General features: G+C 54.3%; 11 protein-coding genes. 1 reads left to right on the plus strand and 10 read right to left on the minus strand.

The genetic code is table 11. The annotated features are described in order from the left end of the window. Nucleotides 1–12: 12 nt before the first annotated feature. The 10 genes from ORL50_RS12285 to ORL50_RS12330 form a co-directional block, all read right to left on the minus strand. The gene (locus tag ORL50_RS12285) at nucleotides 13–5,529 is read right to left on the minus strand and encodes an SPM autocatalytic domain-containing protein (protein ID WP_266014862.1); all 5,517 of its coding nucleotides are present in this window, start codon (nucleotides 5,527–5,529) and stop codon (nucleotides 13–15) included. Nucleotides 5,530–5,544: 15 nt separating this feature from the next. After that, nucleotides 5,545–6,261 (minus strand): hypothetical protein, encoded by a 717-nt coding sequence (locus ORL50_RS12290; protein WP_266014865.1) that lies wholly within the window; start codon nucleotides 6,259–6,261, stop codon nucleotides 5,545–5,547. A 302-nt stretch (nucleotides 6,262–6,563) separates the two neighbouring features. Further along, nucleotides 6,564–7,259: a hypothetical protein gene (locus tag ORL50_RS12295; protein WP_266014867.1), complete on the minus strand. Its 696-nt coding sequence runs from the start codon at nucleotides 7,257–7,259 to the stop codon at nucleotides 6,564–6,566. Between the two features lie 810 nt (nucleotides 7,260–8,069). Continuing rightward, a complete protein-coding gene (locus ORL50_RS12300; RefSeq protein WP_266014870.1) occupies nucleotides 8,070–8,747 on the minus strand; it encodes a hypothetical protein in 678 nt (225 codons plus the stop codon). Nucleotides 8,748–9,177: 430 nt separating this feature from the next. Then, on the minus strand, nucleotides 9,178–10,593 hold the full coding sequence (locus ORL50_RS12305; RefSeq protein ID WP_266014873.1) for an HlyD family type I secretion periplasmic adaptor subunit: 1,416 nt from the start codon (nucleotides 10,591–10,593) through the stop codon (nucleotides 9,178–9,180). A 36-nt stretch (nucleotides 10,594–10,629) separates the two neighbouring features. After that, the gene (locus ORL50_RS12310; protein WP_323055225.1) at nucleotides 10,630–12,777 is read right to left on the minus strand and encodes a type I secretion system permease/ATPase; all 2,148 of its coding nucleotides are present in this window, start codon (nucleotides 12,775–12,777) and stop codon (nucleotides 10,630–10,632) included. Further along, entirely contained in the window at nucleotides 12,774–14,213 is a 1,440-nt protein-coding gene (locus ORL50_RS12315; RefSeq protein WP_266014876.1) for a TolC family outer membrane protein, read from the minus strand. Before ORL50_RS12315 ends, ORL50_RS12310 begins: the two co-directional genes overlap by 4 nt. Before the next feature lie 432 nt (nucleotides 14,214–14,645). Next, complete coding sequence (cysN, locus tag ORL50_RS12320) at nucleotides 14,646–16,544, minus strand: sulfate adenylyltransferase subunit CysN (RefSeq protein ID WP_266014878.1); 1,899 nt, start codon at nucleotides 16,542–16,544, stop codon at nucleotides 14,646–14,648. 9 nt (nucleotides 16,545–16,553) lie between these two features. Further along, nucleotides 16,554–17,471 (minus strand): sulfate adenylyltransferase subunit CysD, encoded by a 918-nt coding sequence (cysD, locus tag ORL50_RS12325; protein WP_010463281.1) that lies wholly within the window; start codon nucleotides 17,469–17,471, stop codon nucleotides 16,554–16,556. A gap of 261 nt (nucleotides 17,472–17,732) precedes the next feature. Then, nucleotides 17,733–18,491: a Nif3-like dinuclear metal center hexameric protein gene (locus tag ORL50_RS12330; RefSeq protein ID WP_266014893.1), complete on the minus strand. Its 759-nt coding sequence runs from the start codon at nucleotides 18,489–18,491 to the stop codon at nucleotides 17,733–17,735. A gap of 102 nt (nucleotides 18,492–18,593) precedes the next feature. Between ORL50_RS12330 and algW the strand changes: the two genes are divergently transcribed. After that, nucleotides 18,594–19,754, plus strand: coding sequence for a Do family serine endopeptidase AlgW (gene algW, locus ORL50_RS12335; protein WP_266014896.1), 1,161 nt, complete (start codon nucleotides 18,594–18,596; stop codon nucleotides 19,752–19,754). Nucleotides 19,755–19,769: the final 15 nt, after the last annotated feature.

Here is a 19,769-nt window from a genome sequence, read left to right on the forward strand (position 1 = left end):
TTACTACTCTACTCAGGCGGCATTAGCTGCCAACGTTGGGTGTAATGAACCAGGGTCCATTGGTGTGAACGTCAAGGCTGCGGCAGATTGCGGCGCAAATGACGCCATTGCTTGAACTAGTACGTCAGCGTTGGAGCGAGATGTGAATGCCTCAGATCTGACTGTCTGTTCGCCTGCGGGAGTGTCTCCAGGCGAGAGGTCAGATGATGGGTTGATCATCCAGTTTTCAGCGACGGTGAGACGTTCCGATATGGGGCGGACAATTGTCTCTGCCTGTGGGCGGGCGAAAATGAAGTCAGACTCGCTTAGCTGAGAAACCTCCAATCCGTCCAGATACAACAGTGTAATCTTCGAATCAGTACCTTGCGCAGTACTAACTTCTACTCCGTGAATCATCGAAATGTTATTGATGGTAGAGCGGTTCTGCTTGCTGATGGTCAAGGCACTAAAATCAGTGATACCGGTTTGACTCAGGTCTATCTTGTCGACCCCTTGCCGAAAACCGCGCAACGCATTCTTGTAATCGCTGACGCCCTCTTGCTTTGCAACAACAAAAGTATCGGACGGTTCACCATCGTGGCTGTACAGCTTCCCCTTCAGAGAGGCGACAAAAAGCCCGGTCTCATCTGACGATAGCCCCACACCTTTCGCTCCGCCTCTTAGTGTCACTGTACCCGGCATATCTGGCACGATCACTGGCACAGCGGGTGTGAGGTCGACATCGGGAACAATAAGCGGTGGGTTAATTGAAGTGAGTGGCGCAATGAAGGTTGCCTGAAATTTGAATTGACCCACATCTAATGAAGCGACCAGCTGATTTTTCAGTACAAGGCTTTGATCATTACCCAGCTCGACTAACACATCCGCTCCTTGCTGAGTAAGCAGCAAATCGTCGAACCCTTTACCTTTGAAGCCGACCAGATTGATCACTTCCCCTCGGGCAGAATCTAAGTTGACCAGCGTGTCGACTCCACCATCACGTCGATGAACGACGTAGAGGTCCTTGCCCGCGCCGCCTACCAGCGTGTTGCTGCCCCGGCCGCCACTTAGCAGGCTGTCAGACGGTCCCGCCACCAGCGTGTCATTACCGTCTCCGCTGAACAGGCTTTGAATGGCTTGGACATTGCTAACCGACAGTGCCGCCCCAGCAATAAGTGCCGTGCCCGTACTGAGATCAATTGAGACATCACCGCTGACTGCTGCCGCATTGATTGTGTTGCGTCCGGATCCATCTGCCAGAATGGCTCGCGCATTCTGGCGCACGACCGAGTCGGCAAACTCATCAGTGTAAAAGTAGGTATCGACATCTGCAGGGTCGGAACCGAACAGGCGGAGCGCCCAACTATTGAGCGTTACCGGCAGGCCATTGGCCGCGTTGGTTACCTCCAACGTCCAGTCTCCCGTCTGCTGCTCCGTCCAGTTCTCACCCCGATGATGGGTCGACATAAAGGTGTACTTGAATGTTCCCGCCTGAGTGCTTCCCACGTCCGTGTCGGTGGCTCCCACTGCGGCAATCGGAGCCTTGCCAGCCCGGTTGAGCAGCACGCTCCGGGTACCATTTGGCGCAATCAACTTGACCACCAGGTCCCCCAACCGACCAACCTCTGAGTCGAAATCTACCTCAACATGCTCGATGTTCACCTCACCACGAAGCTGCAGTTTTGTGGTGATACTCTCGCCGGCCCCGATGAGTTGTGCCAGCTTAGATCCCGTTGCTGAAACCTTGTTAAGGCTGCCCATTGGCGTCCAGCTTTCAGCCAGGCGCACGGCGGCTCGCGCATCCACTTTACCAAAACCGTAATCGTGACTGGCATGCATCCCACCACCATTCCAGTTCCGAGCGCCGTTATCGGCCCATTGAGTAGTTCCGTCTTCCACCCTGCGTGCAGACACCGCTAGAATCTGTTGCACATCGCGATAGCCCAGATTCGGATTAGCCTGCAACATCAATGCAACCACCCCGGATACGATTGGCGCGGCGAAACTGGTTCCTTTCATGGCGCTGTAATCATTGCCAAACGTTGAACCTCGCTCGGTTTCCAGTATGTAACTGGTGGACCAGACGTTGCTGCCAGGTGCTGAAACCAACAGGCTCGCACCGGGATTGGAGAAAGGAGCCGCACCTGACTCAAGCGTCGACAGGTCACCATGATTATTGAAGGCGCCGACCTGGATTGAAAAACGATTGCTGTTGATGAACGAACCTTGAGCGCTCCCGCCGCTGGCCCGATTGTTCCCTCCCGCCGTGACAATCACTGTGCCAAGCCCGCCTCGACCGCTCTCGGCGACATATTGCGTATTAGTCATCAATGCACTGATGGTGTTGACCCGTCCACCTTGCAAATTGCTTTGAGCAAAGTCCTTGGTGAACCCCCAACTGTGGTTGGTAATGTCATAGCCAAGCATCTTGCCCATGCCGGTCAAATCTGCACCACTGTTTGCCAGATAGTGACCGCCCAAAGTCGCTTCGTGAGCAATCCCAATCCCTCCCAATGTATTTTTTGCCGCCACCATGATGCCCGCAACCATTGTTGCGTGATCTGATACCAACGACGGCAACGTCTGAGCCGCACGCTGCGACTGCAGCCAGGACTGATCCACATTCGCTGCCAGATCCGGGTGTTGGGTGTCAAAGATTTCCGGAGCGGTGGAAAACAGACCTCCTGGCTCAAACTGCCCAATCCGTACACCCTTGCCGGTGTAATCCTTCCACACAGGCAATACATCGATGTCGCTCAGGTACCACTGACGACTGGTTAGCGGATCGGTTGGAACTTCCGGAGTCAGCAGTGAAACTATCGCGCGCATTGGCGCCAGCTCGCCTGTATTTAGATCTACTATCAAGGCTGCCGGGTTGCCAGCCTCATCCGCCACCCCATATTTGAAATTGGCAATCCCAGTGAAGCGCGGATCCGGGGTGAACAACACATCACCCTGCTCAGTCAGGCTCACGCTGCCACCCAGCGGATCACTAACAGAAGCAATCCGCAAGTTGCCCTGGCTGTTCAAGCGCTGGTCATTGGCAAGGATGCTGGCAGCTGAAATCAGCTGAGGCTGGGTACGATCAAATTCACTCCCCGCCTGATTGAGCCGTAATGCATCCGCCACGGGCATAGCATTCGGTTGCTGAAGATCCACCACTGAAATATCCGCAAAATTCAATTTCTGCACATTGCTTAAGGTCAAGGACCCATCCCGCCCTGACACCTTGTCGGCCACAGTGAAGCCAGAGTCGGTGCGGGTAATCGTGTAGTCGCCGTACTTGCCGTGCAACGCCACCAGATTGATGCCCGCGCCACCGTCAATGACCGCGTCGCCGTGGCCGGCTTCAATTACATCAGGGCCCGCACCACCGTAAATGCGGTCGACCCCGCCGCCGGCATGAATGATGCTGCCACCGGCCGACGCCATGATCGCGTCACCTTTCGGACCGGCGAAAATGACTGCCTTGCCACTACCGCCAATGATGGTATTGCGCCCCGAGCCACCGACCAGCACATCATTACCCGCCCCTCCAATTAGCGTCGAACCGCCTGAGCCCCCTTTGATGAACACACTGGAATGCCCGCCACCGACAATGTAGGCATGACCTCGCCCACCCTGCGCAATGGTCAAGCCAGCCTTGGCCATGTTCAATGCCATACCTTCGTCGCCGACAATTAGCGCAGTATCGCGCCCGCCGTTACCATGAACATCATTGGGATTGTCGCTGGCGCTGACCACAAACACATCGTCGCCGGGCCCACCGTTATAGGTGTTACTCCCAGCGCCACCCACCAGCCAACTGCCCGTAGCAGCGGCGGTCATACTGTCATTGCCACTTCCGGCATACAGATTGGTCACACCCAGCTGGCCTGCATCAAGCACTTCATCGGCGTTACTGCTGCTCGCGTAAGCCGTGGTGGTGATCGCGCCTGTAGTAGAAACCACTTTGCTGCCGGTGCCTTCAACTGTCAGCGTGTTACTGACAGGGTCGCCCAAGAAATTAACTGCAAGGGCTTCGCGGCTTGCACCATTGATCAAGAACGAGCCACGAGCTATTACGCTGTTGCCCTGACGAACATCGCCGCTCACCGGAGTAGCGGTGACGTTGATCTGCGTGATCCCAAGCTCGGCCAGTGTCTTGAGCTCTCCTGCATCGCTTTTGCCGTCGTGAGAGGCATCTACCCAGACTCGTAGCTGGCTCCAGATTTCATCACTTGAATTGATTACTTGGTCCGCATTGCCATCCACACTGGCCAGCGCCGCGAACCCATCCTTGAACAACGCCTCACCGGCCTGCCCATTCCCCCCCAAAGCCCCCCGGAAGTATTCGGAGAACATCTGGCTGACATCCTTGATCTGCCCGCTACCATCGTCGACTACCAATATCCCGGTCGTCCGATCCGCCCAACCGCTGCGCTTGAGCGTGCCGCTGTGATCGGTGTCGAATAACACCCCATCGCTGATCGGCGTCATCTGCACGCCATCACCGGTCAGATCCAACAGCAATGGATCGACGTAGGTATTCACCGTGGTCAGCGCTGCCAACCCATTCAGTATCACCGCATTGCGCAGACTGAAATCCGGCTCGCTGCTTCGACTGTCGAGGTAGAACTGCGACAGGTATTCATTTGGACGGACATTGGGGTCGAGCTGAATTTCCCCGGGACGAATACCGCCGGTGGCGAGACTGCCAAGCTGCACGGAGGTGAAGTCGACATTGTTCAGGGTTTGGTCGCTGAACGACACTTTATGGGTGGCAGCATTTTGAGTGAAGCCGTTTGAAACGTCTTCGCGGGCCTGGTTTTCGCCGGGAATGTTTTGTTGGGGTTGGGGGTCGGGGGTGATTTCTATGTTGATATAGTTAATCGGCGACGTATCACCAGCTATCTCCGAAGGCTCGCCAAACAGCTCGGATAAAGAGGACAACAACTGATCTTTGAGACTGGATAAAAAGGTGAGCGTTCCGGAGGGGGAATCTACACGATCTATCCAACTTCTCGCGAGCTTTCTGTTCTCTTCCGGACCTATTGCACTTGCCATTGACATCAACACATCCGTCTGAGCCGCAAGCCTCAATTCATATTGCAGATTACCTGCGGAATCCAGAACTATAGTCCAGTATGTAGCTTGACTTCCTGGTTTCAGGATAAGAAAAACGTTATTCAGCGTCCAAGCCTCAGCACTCAACCCATACTTTAATAAAATCTCAGTATGAATCGACCAGGCATCTTCAAAACTTATATCAAAAGGTACCAACGCACTTCTTGAAACATAACCTTCCAACTTTTTCAAGTAAGCTTCAGCCAAGTCAAACTTAATCTTACCTACAAGCTCTGGAGATAACGAAACACCTAACTCAGATGCCGTTTCCATCATAAAATTTATCGCTACTGCTCCTGCGACTGAATTACCCTTTGCTACACCATTTGCCAAGGTGGCATATTTGTATCCTTTAGCGGATAGAAAATCATACATACCACCCGGATTATCTGAACCTAACAACCTACGAGCTTGCTCTAAATCTCCAACGGTCAATTTTTGCATGACATAAAACTCCTGTTATTGTTTAAGTTTACTGCTCACAAACTTCTCTACTGCATGAATCATGCTCTCCCATTGATCAATTTTTTCTGGAGTGAATCTCATATCCACTACTGCTTCTATCTGATTTAACGCATAAGTCGCTTCACAGGTGTCCAGCCTGCCCACCTGACTCAACCATTTGCATTCAATTACCACAGGAATCTTGCCACCGACCTCTGACCAGTAGTACTTATTAATATATTCTGAAAAAACACTGTTTTTACCCTCTACATAAAAAAGCCCAAGAGCATGATCAAAGCGCACTTGCTCTTTCCAACTCGGAGGCGTAAAGGAAAGAAAATGTTCGAGCAATGGACGAAAATTCACTTCGGACCGTGAGCGAGGTTTTAATTGGATAGACACCCCTTCAAATTGTAAAGCTTGGGTAAAAAAAGTCACCCTATCAGCCGGCATCATTTGTGGCCACGTCATCACTATTGATACAGAGGTAAGTGATGCATCACAACCTTGTTTATTATTCATGAAGCCTTTTTCCCAAGAGCTTTTACCTTCATACTCTGGCCAAAACATGGAATAGTCACGAGAGAACTCAATGACATGCCCATTAAGTTTGCCGCAGACCATCTCATCCGCCTCGGCCTCATAAACCGAACAAAAAAAGACCACTACACAACAGAGCATTCTTTGTATTCTTAAAAAACTCCTGACAACCAACCAATGATAACTCGGCATACGAGATCTCCATTTTTTCGCTTAAACTTAATCTATCGGAAAAGAAAAAACCTCAAAATCAACTCAAGCTACTATTGGCTTTTATTCCTATTGTCGGTGCAACGCCAAAGTCTTCCAGCGCGCGCTGCTTCATTTAATAGTCGAACTTCATTTGATAAATTAGAAAATATGCCGAACACTCCGAAAATCTGTTCTCTGCAGAACTCACCCAATCCCCAATGCATTGCATTGCATTGCATTGCATTGCATTGCGAACCAGATTGCGACTTATACATGTCAGAACTCCTAATTATTCTAATGGGTTACTTCACAGGCACTACCAAAGTTGATTTAATACTTGACATAGCTCCTAAAAATCTCCAAGAAGCGGAGAACCTCCCTTCCGCAGCTTCCATCAAAAAAGTGAGATGTCCGATGTAGCCTCTGACAAAATAAGGTTTTTGGCGAAAAAAATGCTGACAGTCGGGAGTTACCAGCGAATAAAACAAGCCTCCATCTTTCTTGATTTTATCTATCTTTTCGCGAGCGATTTTTTTTGACTCCTTCGCAGACAGGCCATTCAAGGATGCCACCTCTTTCATAATCATGGTTGTTTCATATATAATCGGGCACCCCCCCTCATAGAATTTAACATCGGTTTTATATCTTTCGAAGTAGTCATTCATGTTATCCCTGACCTGCCCTTCCTTATTTAGTTGCAGGCTAATGAGCGCTGAATTCCTAGTCATACAATTCTGGTTAAATTCCACGCAAGGCTCAAATGATTCCAAATAATCTATTAACGTATTCGGCGGCTTTAAAACTAGCGACCTCATATAAATATCATCTGCTCCGTCTGGAGTTATGCTTTTATCACTGATAATTTCCATCCCCCCAAATCGTTCTATTACCCACCAAGCGTCGTTGGCTTCAGAACCAAACCAGTAAATGACGGAAAAAGCCATTAGCGCAAATGCCCCTACAAAACAAAGTATGTATTTGATGCATGAAATTATCATTTTGCCTCCTAGCTATTAAAGAATATCGCACACGCTTAGCGATCAAGGCTTCTTCCATGACTACATCTCTCAGAACCCATATGCTTCTGGGCACTTTTTTCCTTGCATTAATTTCCCGAAGCCTCCAACTTGACTTGTATTTAATTGAATGCTCGCCATATACTTCTCCTTCTATTTTTATTTTCATTAAAAACCCACCACAAACCTGTCCATCTCTCTCACATCTTTGTAGGAATTCTAATACTGGTACAAAATGCCAAACTTGTTATCAAAAACGCACCGTACGATATTAAAATCCACCCGTTATGCACATATACACTAAGGAGATCAACCCCTGCAAAACGACTGAATCCTATAGTTCCATCGAAACCTTGTACCCGCTCGACGGTATGAATCGGTTTACTGCGAAAAATGTTTGCATCTTCATCATAATTATCTATCTTCTCGATCCGAAAAACCCAAAGAACGACAACATTATTGTCTTCGGGTTTTCGCGGCCGCACGCGCTGGCGCACGACTTTCTTTCGATGGGTAATTCACATAAACATTCAGAACATTGAAACCGAAATACTCCATCAAATGACATTCCTTCGCTGACAGCTCCATCTCAAACTGAGGTACACTCTGCCCGAAACTGCACATTTACAGTCATCAGGCGAGTTTCTTTGCAATGGGCCCACGACCCGACTCCCAGAAAAAATTCCTAGCCCATAATAAGCAATGAACCATGAACACAGCGCTACTCGAGAGAAATTCTGTCGCGCCACCCTTCGTATTCGCGAAACCGCACTGATATGATCGTTTAGCTTTTTATCTAATAGTCGAACGTATACTTGGCAATTCCGACAAAATAAGAGATGACGCAGAAAACCTGCCTTCCGCAAAACTCATCAACATAGCTAGATATCCTAAATACGCCCTCGCCATGTAAGGTTTTTGCCGAAAAAAAATCAGGCACTGGGGAGTGTCCAGAGAATACGTCAACCCACCATTTCTCGTGATACGGCCCATTGTTTCCTTGGCCTGCGCTTTTCGATCTGTCATACGCCTCAGACCTGTAAGCTCCTTAATAATCGCTGTTGTTTCATAAATCACAGGGCAAGCACCTTCAAAAAAATCGGGGTCCGTTTTATATTTCTTTAAAAACTCATCAGCATCTTTCAGCACTATCCCTGTACTGATGAGGTCCAAATTTATCCTGGCAGAGTCTTGGATCAGGCAATTTTGGCTGTATTCCGAGCATGGTTTGAGAGCTCGAATGTCATACATGACATCTGGCTCAAGCTTAAGGCGGAGAGAGCGCATATAAATTTCATCCATCCCAACAGGAATAATGCTTCTGTCTCCGACTACTTCATTCCCACCGAATCGATCCATGACTTCCCAAGCTTCTTGAGCCTCACCCTTAAGCCAATAAATTCCACAAGAGATCAAGAGGACGCATCCCCCGAGAAAATAAAAAAAATACTTTATCCAAGATCTAATCATTTACTGGGCCTTCTCACTCAGATGGAAAATCGACAACCTGCGATGCGTTATCGGGATCAGTAATTAACAGCCTAGTATTACGCCGGTAAAAAAAACACCATTCGCACTTCCGATTATCACGTAGGCCATTTCCGGCACTGGCCAATATTGCAGTAGGATCATTCATACAAAGATCAACAACACGATACAGCCCTACAGCAGAGTGCCATCAACTAAACAGTTACTCCTTTAGCACGCTCTAAACCGCACAACTCGCCCTTTGCTCTTCCAGGGAATGACATTAAACAACTCCGTAAATCCCTCTCACTTAATCTCTTCAGAAATTAAAAAGAAGGATTGTTCTTACATCCATACCTCACAATCCTTAAAGCTGAACCGCCTCTGACCGCAGGGCCACTAGCCAGAATGTGTAGGAACCCCCAATCCCAACTCACCGCTCCCTCAAACTCTCACTCGCATATTGCTGCAACGGACTCAGGAAAAACTCGATCACCCGCCGATGATCTGTCTTGATTTCAGCCGTCACCGACATTCCTGGGGATAACGGCACTTTCTCCCCATTCACCACCAGATGATCGGCTTTCAGGCGGATACGACTGCTATATACCAACCCCTTCTTTTCATCCTCGATTGCGTCACTGGAAACGCCAATCACCTCGCCATCCACCGTTCCATACTTAGTGAAGGTGAACGTCTCTACCTTCACCGTTACCGCCTGCCCCTCCCGAACGAAACCGACGTCCTTGTTCTCCAGCGAAGCCTCTACTTCCACTGGCTGATTACCTGGAACGATGACCATCAAGGGTTGGGCCGGGGTGACTACTCCGCCGATGGTGTGAATCGCCAGCTGCTGGACCCGGCCCGCTACTGGGGATTTGAGCAAAGTCAGGGATTGTTGGTAATCGGCCTTGGCGAGTTCCTGGAGCAGGCGCGCGACTTTTTGCTCGGACTGTTGCTGCAGGTCGAGCATGGACTTTCGGGTTTGGGCGACTACGCCTTCGCGGCGGCGGCGAGCTTCGGTTTGCGCTGCGGTGTGTTGCAGTACGGCGGCCTGTTGCACTTTCAACAGCCGCTGCAAATCCAGGCGAGCCTGTTCCTTGTCGAGGTATTCGTGACGAGCCACGTATTGCTGATCGAGCAGGCGCTGGTAGTCGTCAGCCAGTTGAGTGGCGATCGGCAAGGTTTGCACCAGGTTCGCGACCTGGGCGCGGGCGGCCTGGATTTCCGCGCTGCGCTGAAGAATCTCGGCGTCCACCAACTGAAGGCTGCTGTGGTACTCCTGATACTGCCCTTCGAGCCAGCGCTGCGCCGCCAGCACTTGCTCGGGGTTGGCGTCGCGGATGGCAGCCACCAAAGATGCCGGCGCTTGCTGGTGATTGATGGCGTCCAGCATTGCCTTGCTGCGGGCGCTGTCGATTCGAGCTGCCAGTAGATCGCTCTGGATGAGTTTGACGTCTGCCAGTGCCGCCGTTGGGTCGAGTTCCACCAGCAACTCTCCCACACTGACTAACTGTCCATCGCTGACATGGATGGCCGTGACCACCGCTGTTTCACTGGACTGGATCAGTTTGGTCTTGCCGCTGGGCACTACCTTACCCGGTGCGATGGCGACCATTTCGATCTTGCCAATGCATGACCACAGCAGCGCCAGCAGGGCGAATGTCATGATGCCCCAGATGAAAATCCTGGGCGCGGGATGTACGGGTTTATCCTGGAGTTCCAGCGCGACAGGCAGGAACTGTATTTCGTGGGCCAGGCGTTGGGGTGCATCCATCTGCCGCCGCGCGCGCCAGGATTGGCGCCAGGCGTCACAGTAACGCTGCATAAGATCAAGACTTGCACTCATGGAAAGTTCGCTCCTTGAATCAAAACACCAACTACCTCAGCCCTTTTGCAGGTGATGCAGTCGACAGTAGTGCTCGGCCTGTGCGGCCAGCAGTTCGGCATGTGTGCCTTGCTCGACGATCTGGCCTCGATCCACCACCAGGATGCGATCGGCCTCGCGGACCGCAGACAGTCGATGCGCAATGATGATCACCGTGCGTCCCTCACAGATGGCCTGCATGTTCTGCTGGATGATTCGCTCGGACTCGTAGTCCAGGGCGCTGGTGGCTTCATCGAAGATGAGGATGCGTGGATTGCCCATCAGTGCTCGGGCGATGGCCACGCGCTGACGTTGTCCGCCCGACAGCGAAGCACCGTGCTCTCCGACAACGGTGTCGTAGCCCTCCGGCAACTCGAGGATGAACTCATGGGTGCCGGCCATTTGCGCGGCATCCATCACTGACTCCAGCGGTGCTCCCGGATCGGTGAGGGCGATATTTTCGCGAATGCTGCGGTTGAACAGCATGCTGTCCTGCAATACCACGCCGATCTGTCGCCGCAGCGAAGAAACATCAGCCAGCGCCAGGTCCGTGCCATCCACCAGCACCCGGCCACGCTCCGGGACATACAGGCGTTGTATCAACCGGGTCAGAGTGCTTTTGCCGGAACCCGATCGCCCAACTACGCCGATGACCTCACCCGCCTGGATCTGCAGGCTCACGCCCCGCAGCACTTCTGAACCATCAGCGCGATAACGGAAGTGCACTTGGTCGAATTCCACCCGGCCCTTGAGGGGCGGCAATGTGCTGCGCGTGGCGTTGGACAGCTCGGTCGGCGTATTGAGGATGTCGCCCAGGCGTTGTACCGAGACGCCTGTTTGCTGAAAGCTGGTCCACAATTGCGCCAAGCGCATGATGGGTTGAGATACGCGACCGGCAAGCATGTTGAACGCGATCAGTTCACCCACCGACAGCTGCCCGGTAATGACCAGTTGAGCGCCGAGCCACAGCGTTGCCACAGTGACCATTTTGCCTATCAGCCCTACGCTTTCATTGGCAACTGTAGACAGGTTCTGGGTTTTGAAGCAGGCGGCGACGTACGCCGCCAGCTGGTTGTCCCAGTGCCGCCGGATTTGCGGCTCGACGGCCATCGACTTGAGGGTGTCGATGCCGTTGACGGTCTCCACCAGAAATGCCTGGTTTTCCGCGCCACGCGCGAAGCTGTCTTGCAACCGCGCCCGCAGCAATGGGGTTACGCACACCGACACCAGCACATAGAGTGGCAGCGAAACCAACACTATCAAGGTCAACCAGCCGCTGTAGGCAAACATCACGATGATGAACACCACCGAAAACAGCACGTCCAGGAGCAAGGTAATGGCGTTGCCGGTGAGAAAGCTGCGGATGTTTTCCAGCTCGCGCACCCGTGCCACCGAGTCGCCGACCCGCCGTGCCTGGAAATAAGCCAAGGGCAGTTCAATGAGGTGATGAAAAAGCCGTGACCCCAACTCCACGTCGATGCGACTGGTGGTGTGGGCAAACACGTAGCTACGCAACGTGCTGAGCGCCGTTTCGAAGATCATTACGGCAAGCAAGCCTGAGGCGATGACATCCAGGGTGGTCAGCCCGTGATGCACCAGAACTTTGTCCATGACTACCTGGAAAAACAGTGGCGTCACTAGCGCAAAAAGCTGCAGTACAAAAGAGACCAGAATGATCTCGCCCAGTAACTTTCGATATTTGACGATGGCTGGAATGAACCAGGAGAAATCAAAGCGCGAGGTCTCTCTGGGGTTGGGCGACTCGGATCGCACCAACAGCAAGCGGCCGGTCCATCGGGCATCGAGCTGATCCAACTGGATAACCAATGGCCGGCTGCAGCGGGAATCCTGGATCAGCGCCTTACCTGCCTCCAGTTTGGCGATGATGAAGAACGAGCCATCTCGATCCATCGCGATGGCGGGCAATGGCGTGCGCTCCAGACGAGCGAGGGTGGTGTTGACCCACTTTGCCTTGAGGCCCAGTTTGCGCGCTGCCAGGAGCAGTTCGGTGTGGCCAAGCGCGCACGAGTTTGCCGATAGGTGGTGACAAAGTTGGTCGCTCGAAGCCGCCACATTATGGAAGCGGGCGAGCATGACCAGGCATGCGACACCGGTATCAATCTGAGCGAGCGTGTCCGCTCGTTCGGGCATTTCATCTTCGTTCATGAGGCATCCTTGTCAATCAATGGCAAATTCGTGCGCAAACCTTCTGGAGGAAGAAAGTCCCGTTCAAAATCGTAATTGCTGGACAGATAAGCGCTGAGACTTTTCAGATCGGCCGGACTCAGCAGCCCTGCCGCTTGTTTCAACTTCAGGGTATTGATAATGAAGTCGTAACGAGCATTGTTATATTCCCTGACGACTGTGTAGAGCTGGCGTTGCGCATTCAGAACATCCGAGAAGTTACGAGAACCCATTTGCCAGCCGACCTTATTGGCTTGCACCGAAGCCTGGCTGGAATGAATACTCTGGCGTCTCGCAACTACCTGTTCGACATCGGAATTAACGCTGCGATGCAGATTGCGAGTAGTGAGTACTGTTTCGCGCAGCCGGTCTTCTTTTTCATATTGGCTACGCGTCAGTTGCTCTGTTGCTTCGCGTACTTGGGAGCGAACCATGCCGCCCGAGTACAACGGAATATTGAGTTCAAGCGCTATGCTGCGCTGGCTGATATCTCCTCGTTGATTAAGGCCGCCCATGGCCTCGCTATTGCCCTTTCGGTAGGAAATAACAGCGTCGACTGTCGGGGCAAACCCGGCCTTGCGTTGCAGCAGGGAGTGTTCCGCAGCAACCACTGCGAGTTCACTGGCTTGTAAACTGAGGTTCTGTTGTACCGCCTGATCAACCCAGGCGTCCGCTTCGCCGGGTTTTGGCGCCACTATTGGCAGCTGATGTCGGATACCCTCAATCGACGAGTAAGCGCGATTGGTCAGTCGAGACAAATGCCCAAATGCATCGCCCACCTTGCGCTCCGCGAGTTTGCGATTAGCGGTGGCATTGTCATGCGCCGCTTTGGCTTCCAGCACATCGGTTAAGTTGGCCGCGCCGTTGGCCAGCCGTCCCTGGGCCTGAAGCTGTTGCCGCTGGAGCGCGGTTTCTTCGGCTTTGGTAGCGGCCACTCTGTCCAGCGCTCGCAGGGTTTCGAAGTAGGCCTGCGCCACGCTGAGAATCAGCAGTTGCTCCTTCGCCAGCAGCTCGAATTGATCCTTGGTCACTGTGGCTTGCGCGGCGTCCAGCTGAAACCAGCGATCGGTTCGCAACACTGGTTGTATAAGATTGGCCTGGAACACCGAATCGGTGCGGGAGCGGCTTGTCGAGGATGCCTCCTGGGTAACGGCGGCGGATCGTACTGAAGAGTTCAGAGTTGGTAATAAACCGGCGCGGGCCTGAGGGACTTTTTCCTTGAGGGATTCATAGTGGTGCCTGGCGGCTAAGAGCTGGGCGTCATTCGACAGTGCCTCTTGGTAGACGGCCAACAGTGTTGCACGACCTTCATCAATACTTGCCTGGACTGAAAACGAAAACAATGTCGACAGCAACGCAAGCAATAATAAAATTGAATACGTGGTGTTTGTAGTTTTTTTACTCGGCATCCTCTGCATATTTGCACCCTCCCTAGTAAAGAAATGTTGCGGAAGGAAACCGTACTCGTGAAGTTACGGGGATGGTAGTTCTTGAATTCCGAGCGCGTTGTAATACTAATCTTTTGACTGATGATCAATTATCCAGCGCTGCGTAGGAAAAGGTTTTAAAATACTTTTCCTACAACTTCCTAATTCCGAGGACTACATTGGGTTGTAGGCAATATTTGGAGGGTAAACACTTTGTGATTATCGAGCGGGGAGAAATAGGGCGTCTTAGAGATCGTCATCGCGAGCAGGCTCACTCCTACATTGGATTTTCAGCGAACACAAAATATGTATCCCATGGAAATCACTATGTAGGAGTGAGCCTGCTCGCGATGACGATCTCAAGGACAAAAAAAACCCGCCGATGATCGCTCATCGGCGGGTTTTTATTTCAGCAGCTAACGCTTAGATAGCGCCACGCTGGCGCAGCAGATCGAGCACTTGCTTGACGCTTTCTTCCAGCGATAGCGACTGGGTATCGACCACCAGGTCGGCATCCAGCGGTACGTCGTACGGGAAGGATTCGCCCGGGATGTTGTCGCCCGCTGCAGCGTACAGACCTTGCGGGTCACGTTCGGCGCAGACGGTTGGCGAGGCCTGGACGTAGACGGTCAGCAGACGCTCCTTGCCGATCAGGTCCTTGGCTTGTTCACGGCCCTCGGCGCTCGGTGCGACGAAGGCAGCGAGGGTCAGCAGGCCCGCTTCGTTGAACTGGCGCGCGACGTGTGCGGCACGGCGCCAGTTCTCGGTACGGCCGGCGCGATCCTGTGGCAGACCTTTGTTGAGGTCGTGACGCAGGTTCTGGCCGTCGAGCACGAACACTGCGCGGCCCAGGTCGAACAACTTGCGTTCCACCGCGTAGGCCAGGGTGCTTTTGCCAGCACCCGACAGGCCGCTGAACAACACGGTGGCCGGTTGCTGGCCGAAGCGCTGGGCGCGCTCTTCGGTGGCAACGTGTGCCAGTTTGCCGTGGTGCGTGCTGCTGCCATGAGTCGACGGCTGGGCGATGATCATGCCGGCGGCGACGGTGCCGTTGGTCAAGCGGTCGATGACGATGAACGAACCCGTGGTGCGGTTGCTCGCGTAACCGTCCAGCGCGATCGCTGCGTCGAGGCTGACCTTGACCCGGCCGATCTCGTTCAGTTGCAACGAGCTGGCAGGACCTTCTTCCAGGGTGTTCACGTCAACTCGATTGACGATGCTGGTGATCGAGCCTGGCACGTAGGTGGTGGCGCGTTTGATGTCGTATTTCTTGCCCGGCAGCATTGGCTCTTCGGCCATCCATACCAGCATGGCGTCGAAACCGTCGGTCACTTGCGGCAGGTTGTCGGCGTGCACCAGCAGGTCGCCGCGGGAGATGTCGATCTCGTCTTCCATGGTCAGCGTTACCGCCTGGCCCGGACCTGCGTGTTCCAATTCACCTTCGAAGGTGACGATGGATTTCACCCGGCTGCTCTTGCCCGACGGCAGCACGACGACTTCATCGCCCTTGTGCACGACGCCGCTGGCCAGGGTGCCGGCGAAACCACGGAAGTTCAGGTTCGGACGGTTGACGTACTGCACCGGGAAACGCAGATCGGTGTAGTTGCGGTCGCTGGCGATTTCGACGGTTTCGAGAATTTCCATCAGCGACTGGCCGGTGTACCACGGCGAGCGCTCGGACTTGTTCACCACGTTATCGCCCTTCAGCGCCGACATCGGCACAAAGGCCATGGTGGTCGGCTTGAACGCGATGCCTTCGGCGAACTTCAGGTAATCGGCCTTGATCGACTCGAACACGCTTTCGTCGAAGCCGTTGAGGTCCATCTTGTTGATGGCGACCACGATGTGCTTGATGCCCAGCAACGAGGCGATGAAGCTGTGGCGACGCGTCTGGGTCTGCACGCCGTAGCGGGCGTCGACCAGAATGATCGCCAGGTCACAGGTGGATGCACCGGTGGCCATGTTGCGGGTGTACTGCTCATGGCCAGGGGTATCGGCGATGATGAATTTGCGCTTGGCGGTGGAGAAATAGCGGTAGGCGACATCGATGGTGATGCCCTGCTCGCGCTCGGCCTGCAGGCCGTCGACCAGCAACGCCAGGTCGATGTCTTCACCGGTGGTGCCGACTTTTTTCGAATCGCGGGTGATGGCTTCCAGGTGATCTTCGTAGATCATCTTGGAGTCGTGCAGCAGGCGCCCGATCAGGGTGCTCTTGCCGTCGTCGACGTTGCCACAGGTCAGGAAGCGCAGCATTTCCTTGCGTTCGTGCTGGCCCAGGTAGGCGAGGATGTCCTCGCTGATCAAATCAGATACGTGCGACATGACAACCCCTTAGAAATAACCCTGACGTTTCTTTTCTTCCATCGAGCCTGCGCCATCGTGGTCGATGACCCGGCCCTGGCGTTCGGAAGTTCGCGTCAGGAGCATTTCCTGAATGATGTCGGTCAGGCTGGTGGCCTCGGACTCGACCGCACCGGTCAGTGGGTAGTCACCCAGTGTGCGGAAGCGGACTTTCTTCTTGACGATGCGCGCCTTGTCTTCGTCGCTCAGGTGATTGAGCAGGCGTTCGTCGTCGATCATGATCCAGGTGCCATTCATCTCGATGACGTCGCGCTCGGCGGCGAAATACAGCGGCACGATCGGGATGCCTTCGAGGTAGATGTACTGCCAGATGTCCAGTTCGGTCCAGTTCGACAATGGGAACACACGAATGGATTCGCCCTTGTTGACGTTGCCGTTGTAGACGTTCCACAGTTCCGGGCGCTGGTTTTTCGGGTCCCAGCGGTGCTTGGTGTCGCGGAAGGAATACACACGCTCTTTGGCGCGAGACTTCTCTTCGTCGCGACGGGCACCACCGAAGGCGGCGTCGAAGCCGTACTTGTCCAGGGCCTGTTTGAGGCCTTCGGTTTTCATGATGTCGGTGTGTTTGGCACTGCCGTGGGTCAGCGGGTTGATGCCCTGGGCGACACCATCGGGATTCACGTGTACCAGCAGGTCGAGGCCGAGTTCTTCGACCATGCGGTCGCGGAACGCGTACATCTCCTTGAACTTCCACCGGGTGTCGACGTGCATCACCGGGAACGGCAGCTTGCCCGGGAAAAATGCCTTGCGCGCAAGGTGCAGCATCACGGCGGAGTCTTTACCGACGGAGTACAGCATCACCGGGTTATCGAACTCGGCGGCGACCTCGCGGATGATGTGGATGCTTTCGGCCTCCAGCTGTTTCAGATGCGTCAGTTTGTCGACCATGGCTACTCACGAAAACGATCTTATGGACGGCCAGCGGGCCGTGTTCGAGCGGGGAATCCTAGCACAGCGACCTCTTCTAATCAGGACGCTGGCTAGATCGAAAGGGTATATGAATATACCCCCTCGTTTGGGCTCCTCACCCCTGACAAATTGAAAGCCCACCCTGTAGGAGCTGCCGAAGGCTGCGATCCTTTGACTTTGATTTTCAAGATCAAAAGATCGCAGCCTTCGGCAGCTCCTACACAAGGCATCGTGTTTCAATCAGATCGGATTCGGGCAATCGATGAAGATGTGCTCTACGGCAAAGCGTCGTGCCAGGTAGTCGCCCAGCGCCTGCACGCCATAACGCTCGGTGGCGTGGTGGCCGGCGGCGATGAAGCTAATGTCGTTTTCCCGGGCACTGTGGAAGGTCTGCTCGGAGGCTTCGCCACTCAGGTACAGGTCGACGCCAGCCGCCACCGCCTGGTCGATGTAGCCCTGGCCGCCGCCGGTGCACCAGCCGACTCGACGTATCATCGCGCTGCCTTCGATCAGCAGCGGTTCGCGACCCATGACTTCCTGCACTCGACGGGCAAAGTCCCGCGGAGTCATTGGCTCATTAAGGGAGCCAACCAGGCCGACGATCTTCAGGTTATCCGGGTCCAGCGGGCCTTCCACGGTGATGTCCAGCTGACGGGCGAGCTGAACGTTGTTGCCGACATCCGGATGCAGGTCCAGTGGCAGGTGATAGGCCAACAGGCTGATGTCGTGTTTGAGCAGAGTTTTCAGGCGACGCTGCTTCATGCCGGTGACGCAGGGGTTCTCGCCCTTCCAGAAGTAACCGTGATGCACCAGCACCAGGTCGGCCTGGGCTTCGACCGCGGCATCCAATAACGCCTGGCTGGCGGTGACGCCGCTGACGATGCGCATCACCTGCGGCCGACCTTCGACCTGTAACCCGTTGGGGCAGTAATCGGCAATTTTGGCACTGCTGAGGTAACGGTCGGCTTCTTCGACCAGGGTGCTCAAGGCGACGGCCATAAAAGACTCCTAAATATCCCGTTCAGAGGCGCGCGCGGCCTCGTATAATGCGCGACATTATGGGCGGTCTCATACCGCCTGCAACCATTCAGGACGTGCTTAATGCTCAAGGCGCTGCGTTTTTCCGGCTGGCCGCTGTTGGCCGGCGTGCTTATCGCTCTGTTGATCATCCAGCGTTACCCGCAGTGGGTCGGGCTTCCAAGCCTCGATGTGAACCTGCAGCAAGCCCCACAAACTACCAGCGTGCAGCAAGGTCCGGTGTCCTATGCCGACGCGGTGACCACGGCCGCCCCGTCGGTGGTCAACCTGTACACCACCAAAGTCATCAACAAGCCGAATCACCCGCTGTTCGAGGACCCGCAGTTTCGCCGGTTCTTCGGCGACAACTCGCCCAAGCAGAAACGCATGGAATCGAGCCTGGGTTCGGGTGTGATCATGAGCCCTGAAGGCTATCTGCTGACCAACAATCACGTCACCAGCGGCGCCGACCAGATTGTCGTGGCCCTGAAGGATGGCCGGGAAACCCTGGCCCGGGTGATCGGCAGCGATCCGGAAACCGACCTCGCGGTATTGAAGATCGACCTGAAGAACCTGCCGTCGATCACCGTCGGGCGCTCCGACAATATCCGTATCGGCGATGTGGCGCTGGCCATCGGCAACCCGTTCGGCGTCGGCCAGACCGTGACCATGGGCATCATCAGCGCCACTGGCCGTAACCAGCTGGGCCTGAACAACTACGAAGACTTCATTCAGACCGATGCTGCGATCAACCCCGGCAACTCCGGTGGCGCGCTGGTTGATGCCAACGGCAATCTGACCGGGATCAACACGGCGATCTTCTCCAAGTCGGGCGGCTCCCAGGGCATCGGCTTTGCTATCCCGGTCAAGCTGGCGATGGAAGTGATGAAGTCGATCATCGAACACGGCCAGGTGATTCGCGGCTGGCTCGGCATCGAAGTGCAGCCCCTGACCCAGGAGCTGGCAGAGTCGTTTGGCTTGTCGGGACGCCCTGGCATCGTAGTGGCAGGCATTTTCCGCGATGGCCCGGCGCAAAAAGCCGGCCTGCAACTGGGCGACGTGATTCTGGCGATCGATGGAGAACCGGCTGGCGATGGCCGCCGCTCGATGAATCAGGTCGCGCGGATCAAGCCAACGGACAAGGTGACCATCCAGGTGATGCGTAACGGCAAGGAGATCAAGCTCACCGCCGAAATCGGCTTGCGTCCGCCGCCTGCGCCGGTCAAAGAGAAAGAAGAAGAGTAGCCGCAACACCAAACA

The organism is Pseudomonas sp. RIT-562 (genome assembly GCF_026241895.1).
In the GTDB taxonomy this organism is placed as follows: Bacteria; Pseudomonadota; Gammaproteobacteria; order Pseudomonadales; family Pseudomonadaceae; genus Aquipseudomonas; species Aquipseudomonas mandelii_F.

Excerpts from the sequence above, each read along its gene's own strand:
- ORL50_RS12285 (WP_266014862.1), bottom strand. The coding sequence starts at position 5,529 with ATGCAAAAATTGACCGTTGGAGATTTAGAGCAAGCTCGTAGGTTGTTA.
- ORL50_RS12290 (WP_266014865.1), bottom strand. The coding sequence starts at position 6,261 with ATGCCGAGTTATCATTGGTTGGTTGTCAGGAGTTTTTTAAGAATACAA.
- ORL50_RS12295 (WP_266014867.1), bottom strand. The coding sequence starts at position 7,259 with ATGATAATTTCATGCATCAAATACATACTTTGTTTTGTAGGGGCATTT.
- ORL50_RS12300 (WP_266014870.1), bottom strand. The coding sequence starts at position 8,747 with ATGATTAGATCTTGGATAAAGTATTTTTTTTATTTTCTCGGGGGATGC.
- ORL50_RS12305 (WP_266014873.1), bottom strand. The coding sequence starts at position 10,593 with ATGAGTGCAAGTCTTGATCTTATGCAGCGTTACTGTGACGCCTGGCGC.
- ORL50_RS12310 (WP_323055225.1), bottom strand. The coding sequence starts at position 12,777 with ATGAACGAAGATGAAATGCCCGAACGAGCGGACACGCTCGCTCAGATT.
- ORL50_RS12315 (WP_266014876.1), bottom strand. The coding sequence starts at position 14,213 with ATGCAGAGGATGCCGAGTAAAAAAACTACAAACACCACGTATTCAATT.
- cysN (WP_266014878.1), bottom strand. The coding sequence starts at position 16,544 with ATGTCGCACGTATCTGATTTGATCAGCGAGGACATCCTCGCCTACCTG.
- cysD (WP_010463281.1), bottom strand. The coding sequence starts at position 17,471 with ATGGTCGACAAACTGACGCATCTGAAACAGCTGGAGGCCGAAAGCATC.
- ORL50_RS12330 (WP_266014893.1), bottom strand. The coding sequence starts at position 18,491 with ATGGCCGTCGCCTTGAGCACCCTGGTCGAAGAAGCCGACCGTTACCTC.
- algW (WP_266014896.1), top strand. The coding sequence starts at position 18,594 with ATGCTCAAGGCGCTGCGTTTTTCCGGCTGGCCGCTGTTGGCCGGCGTG.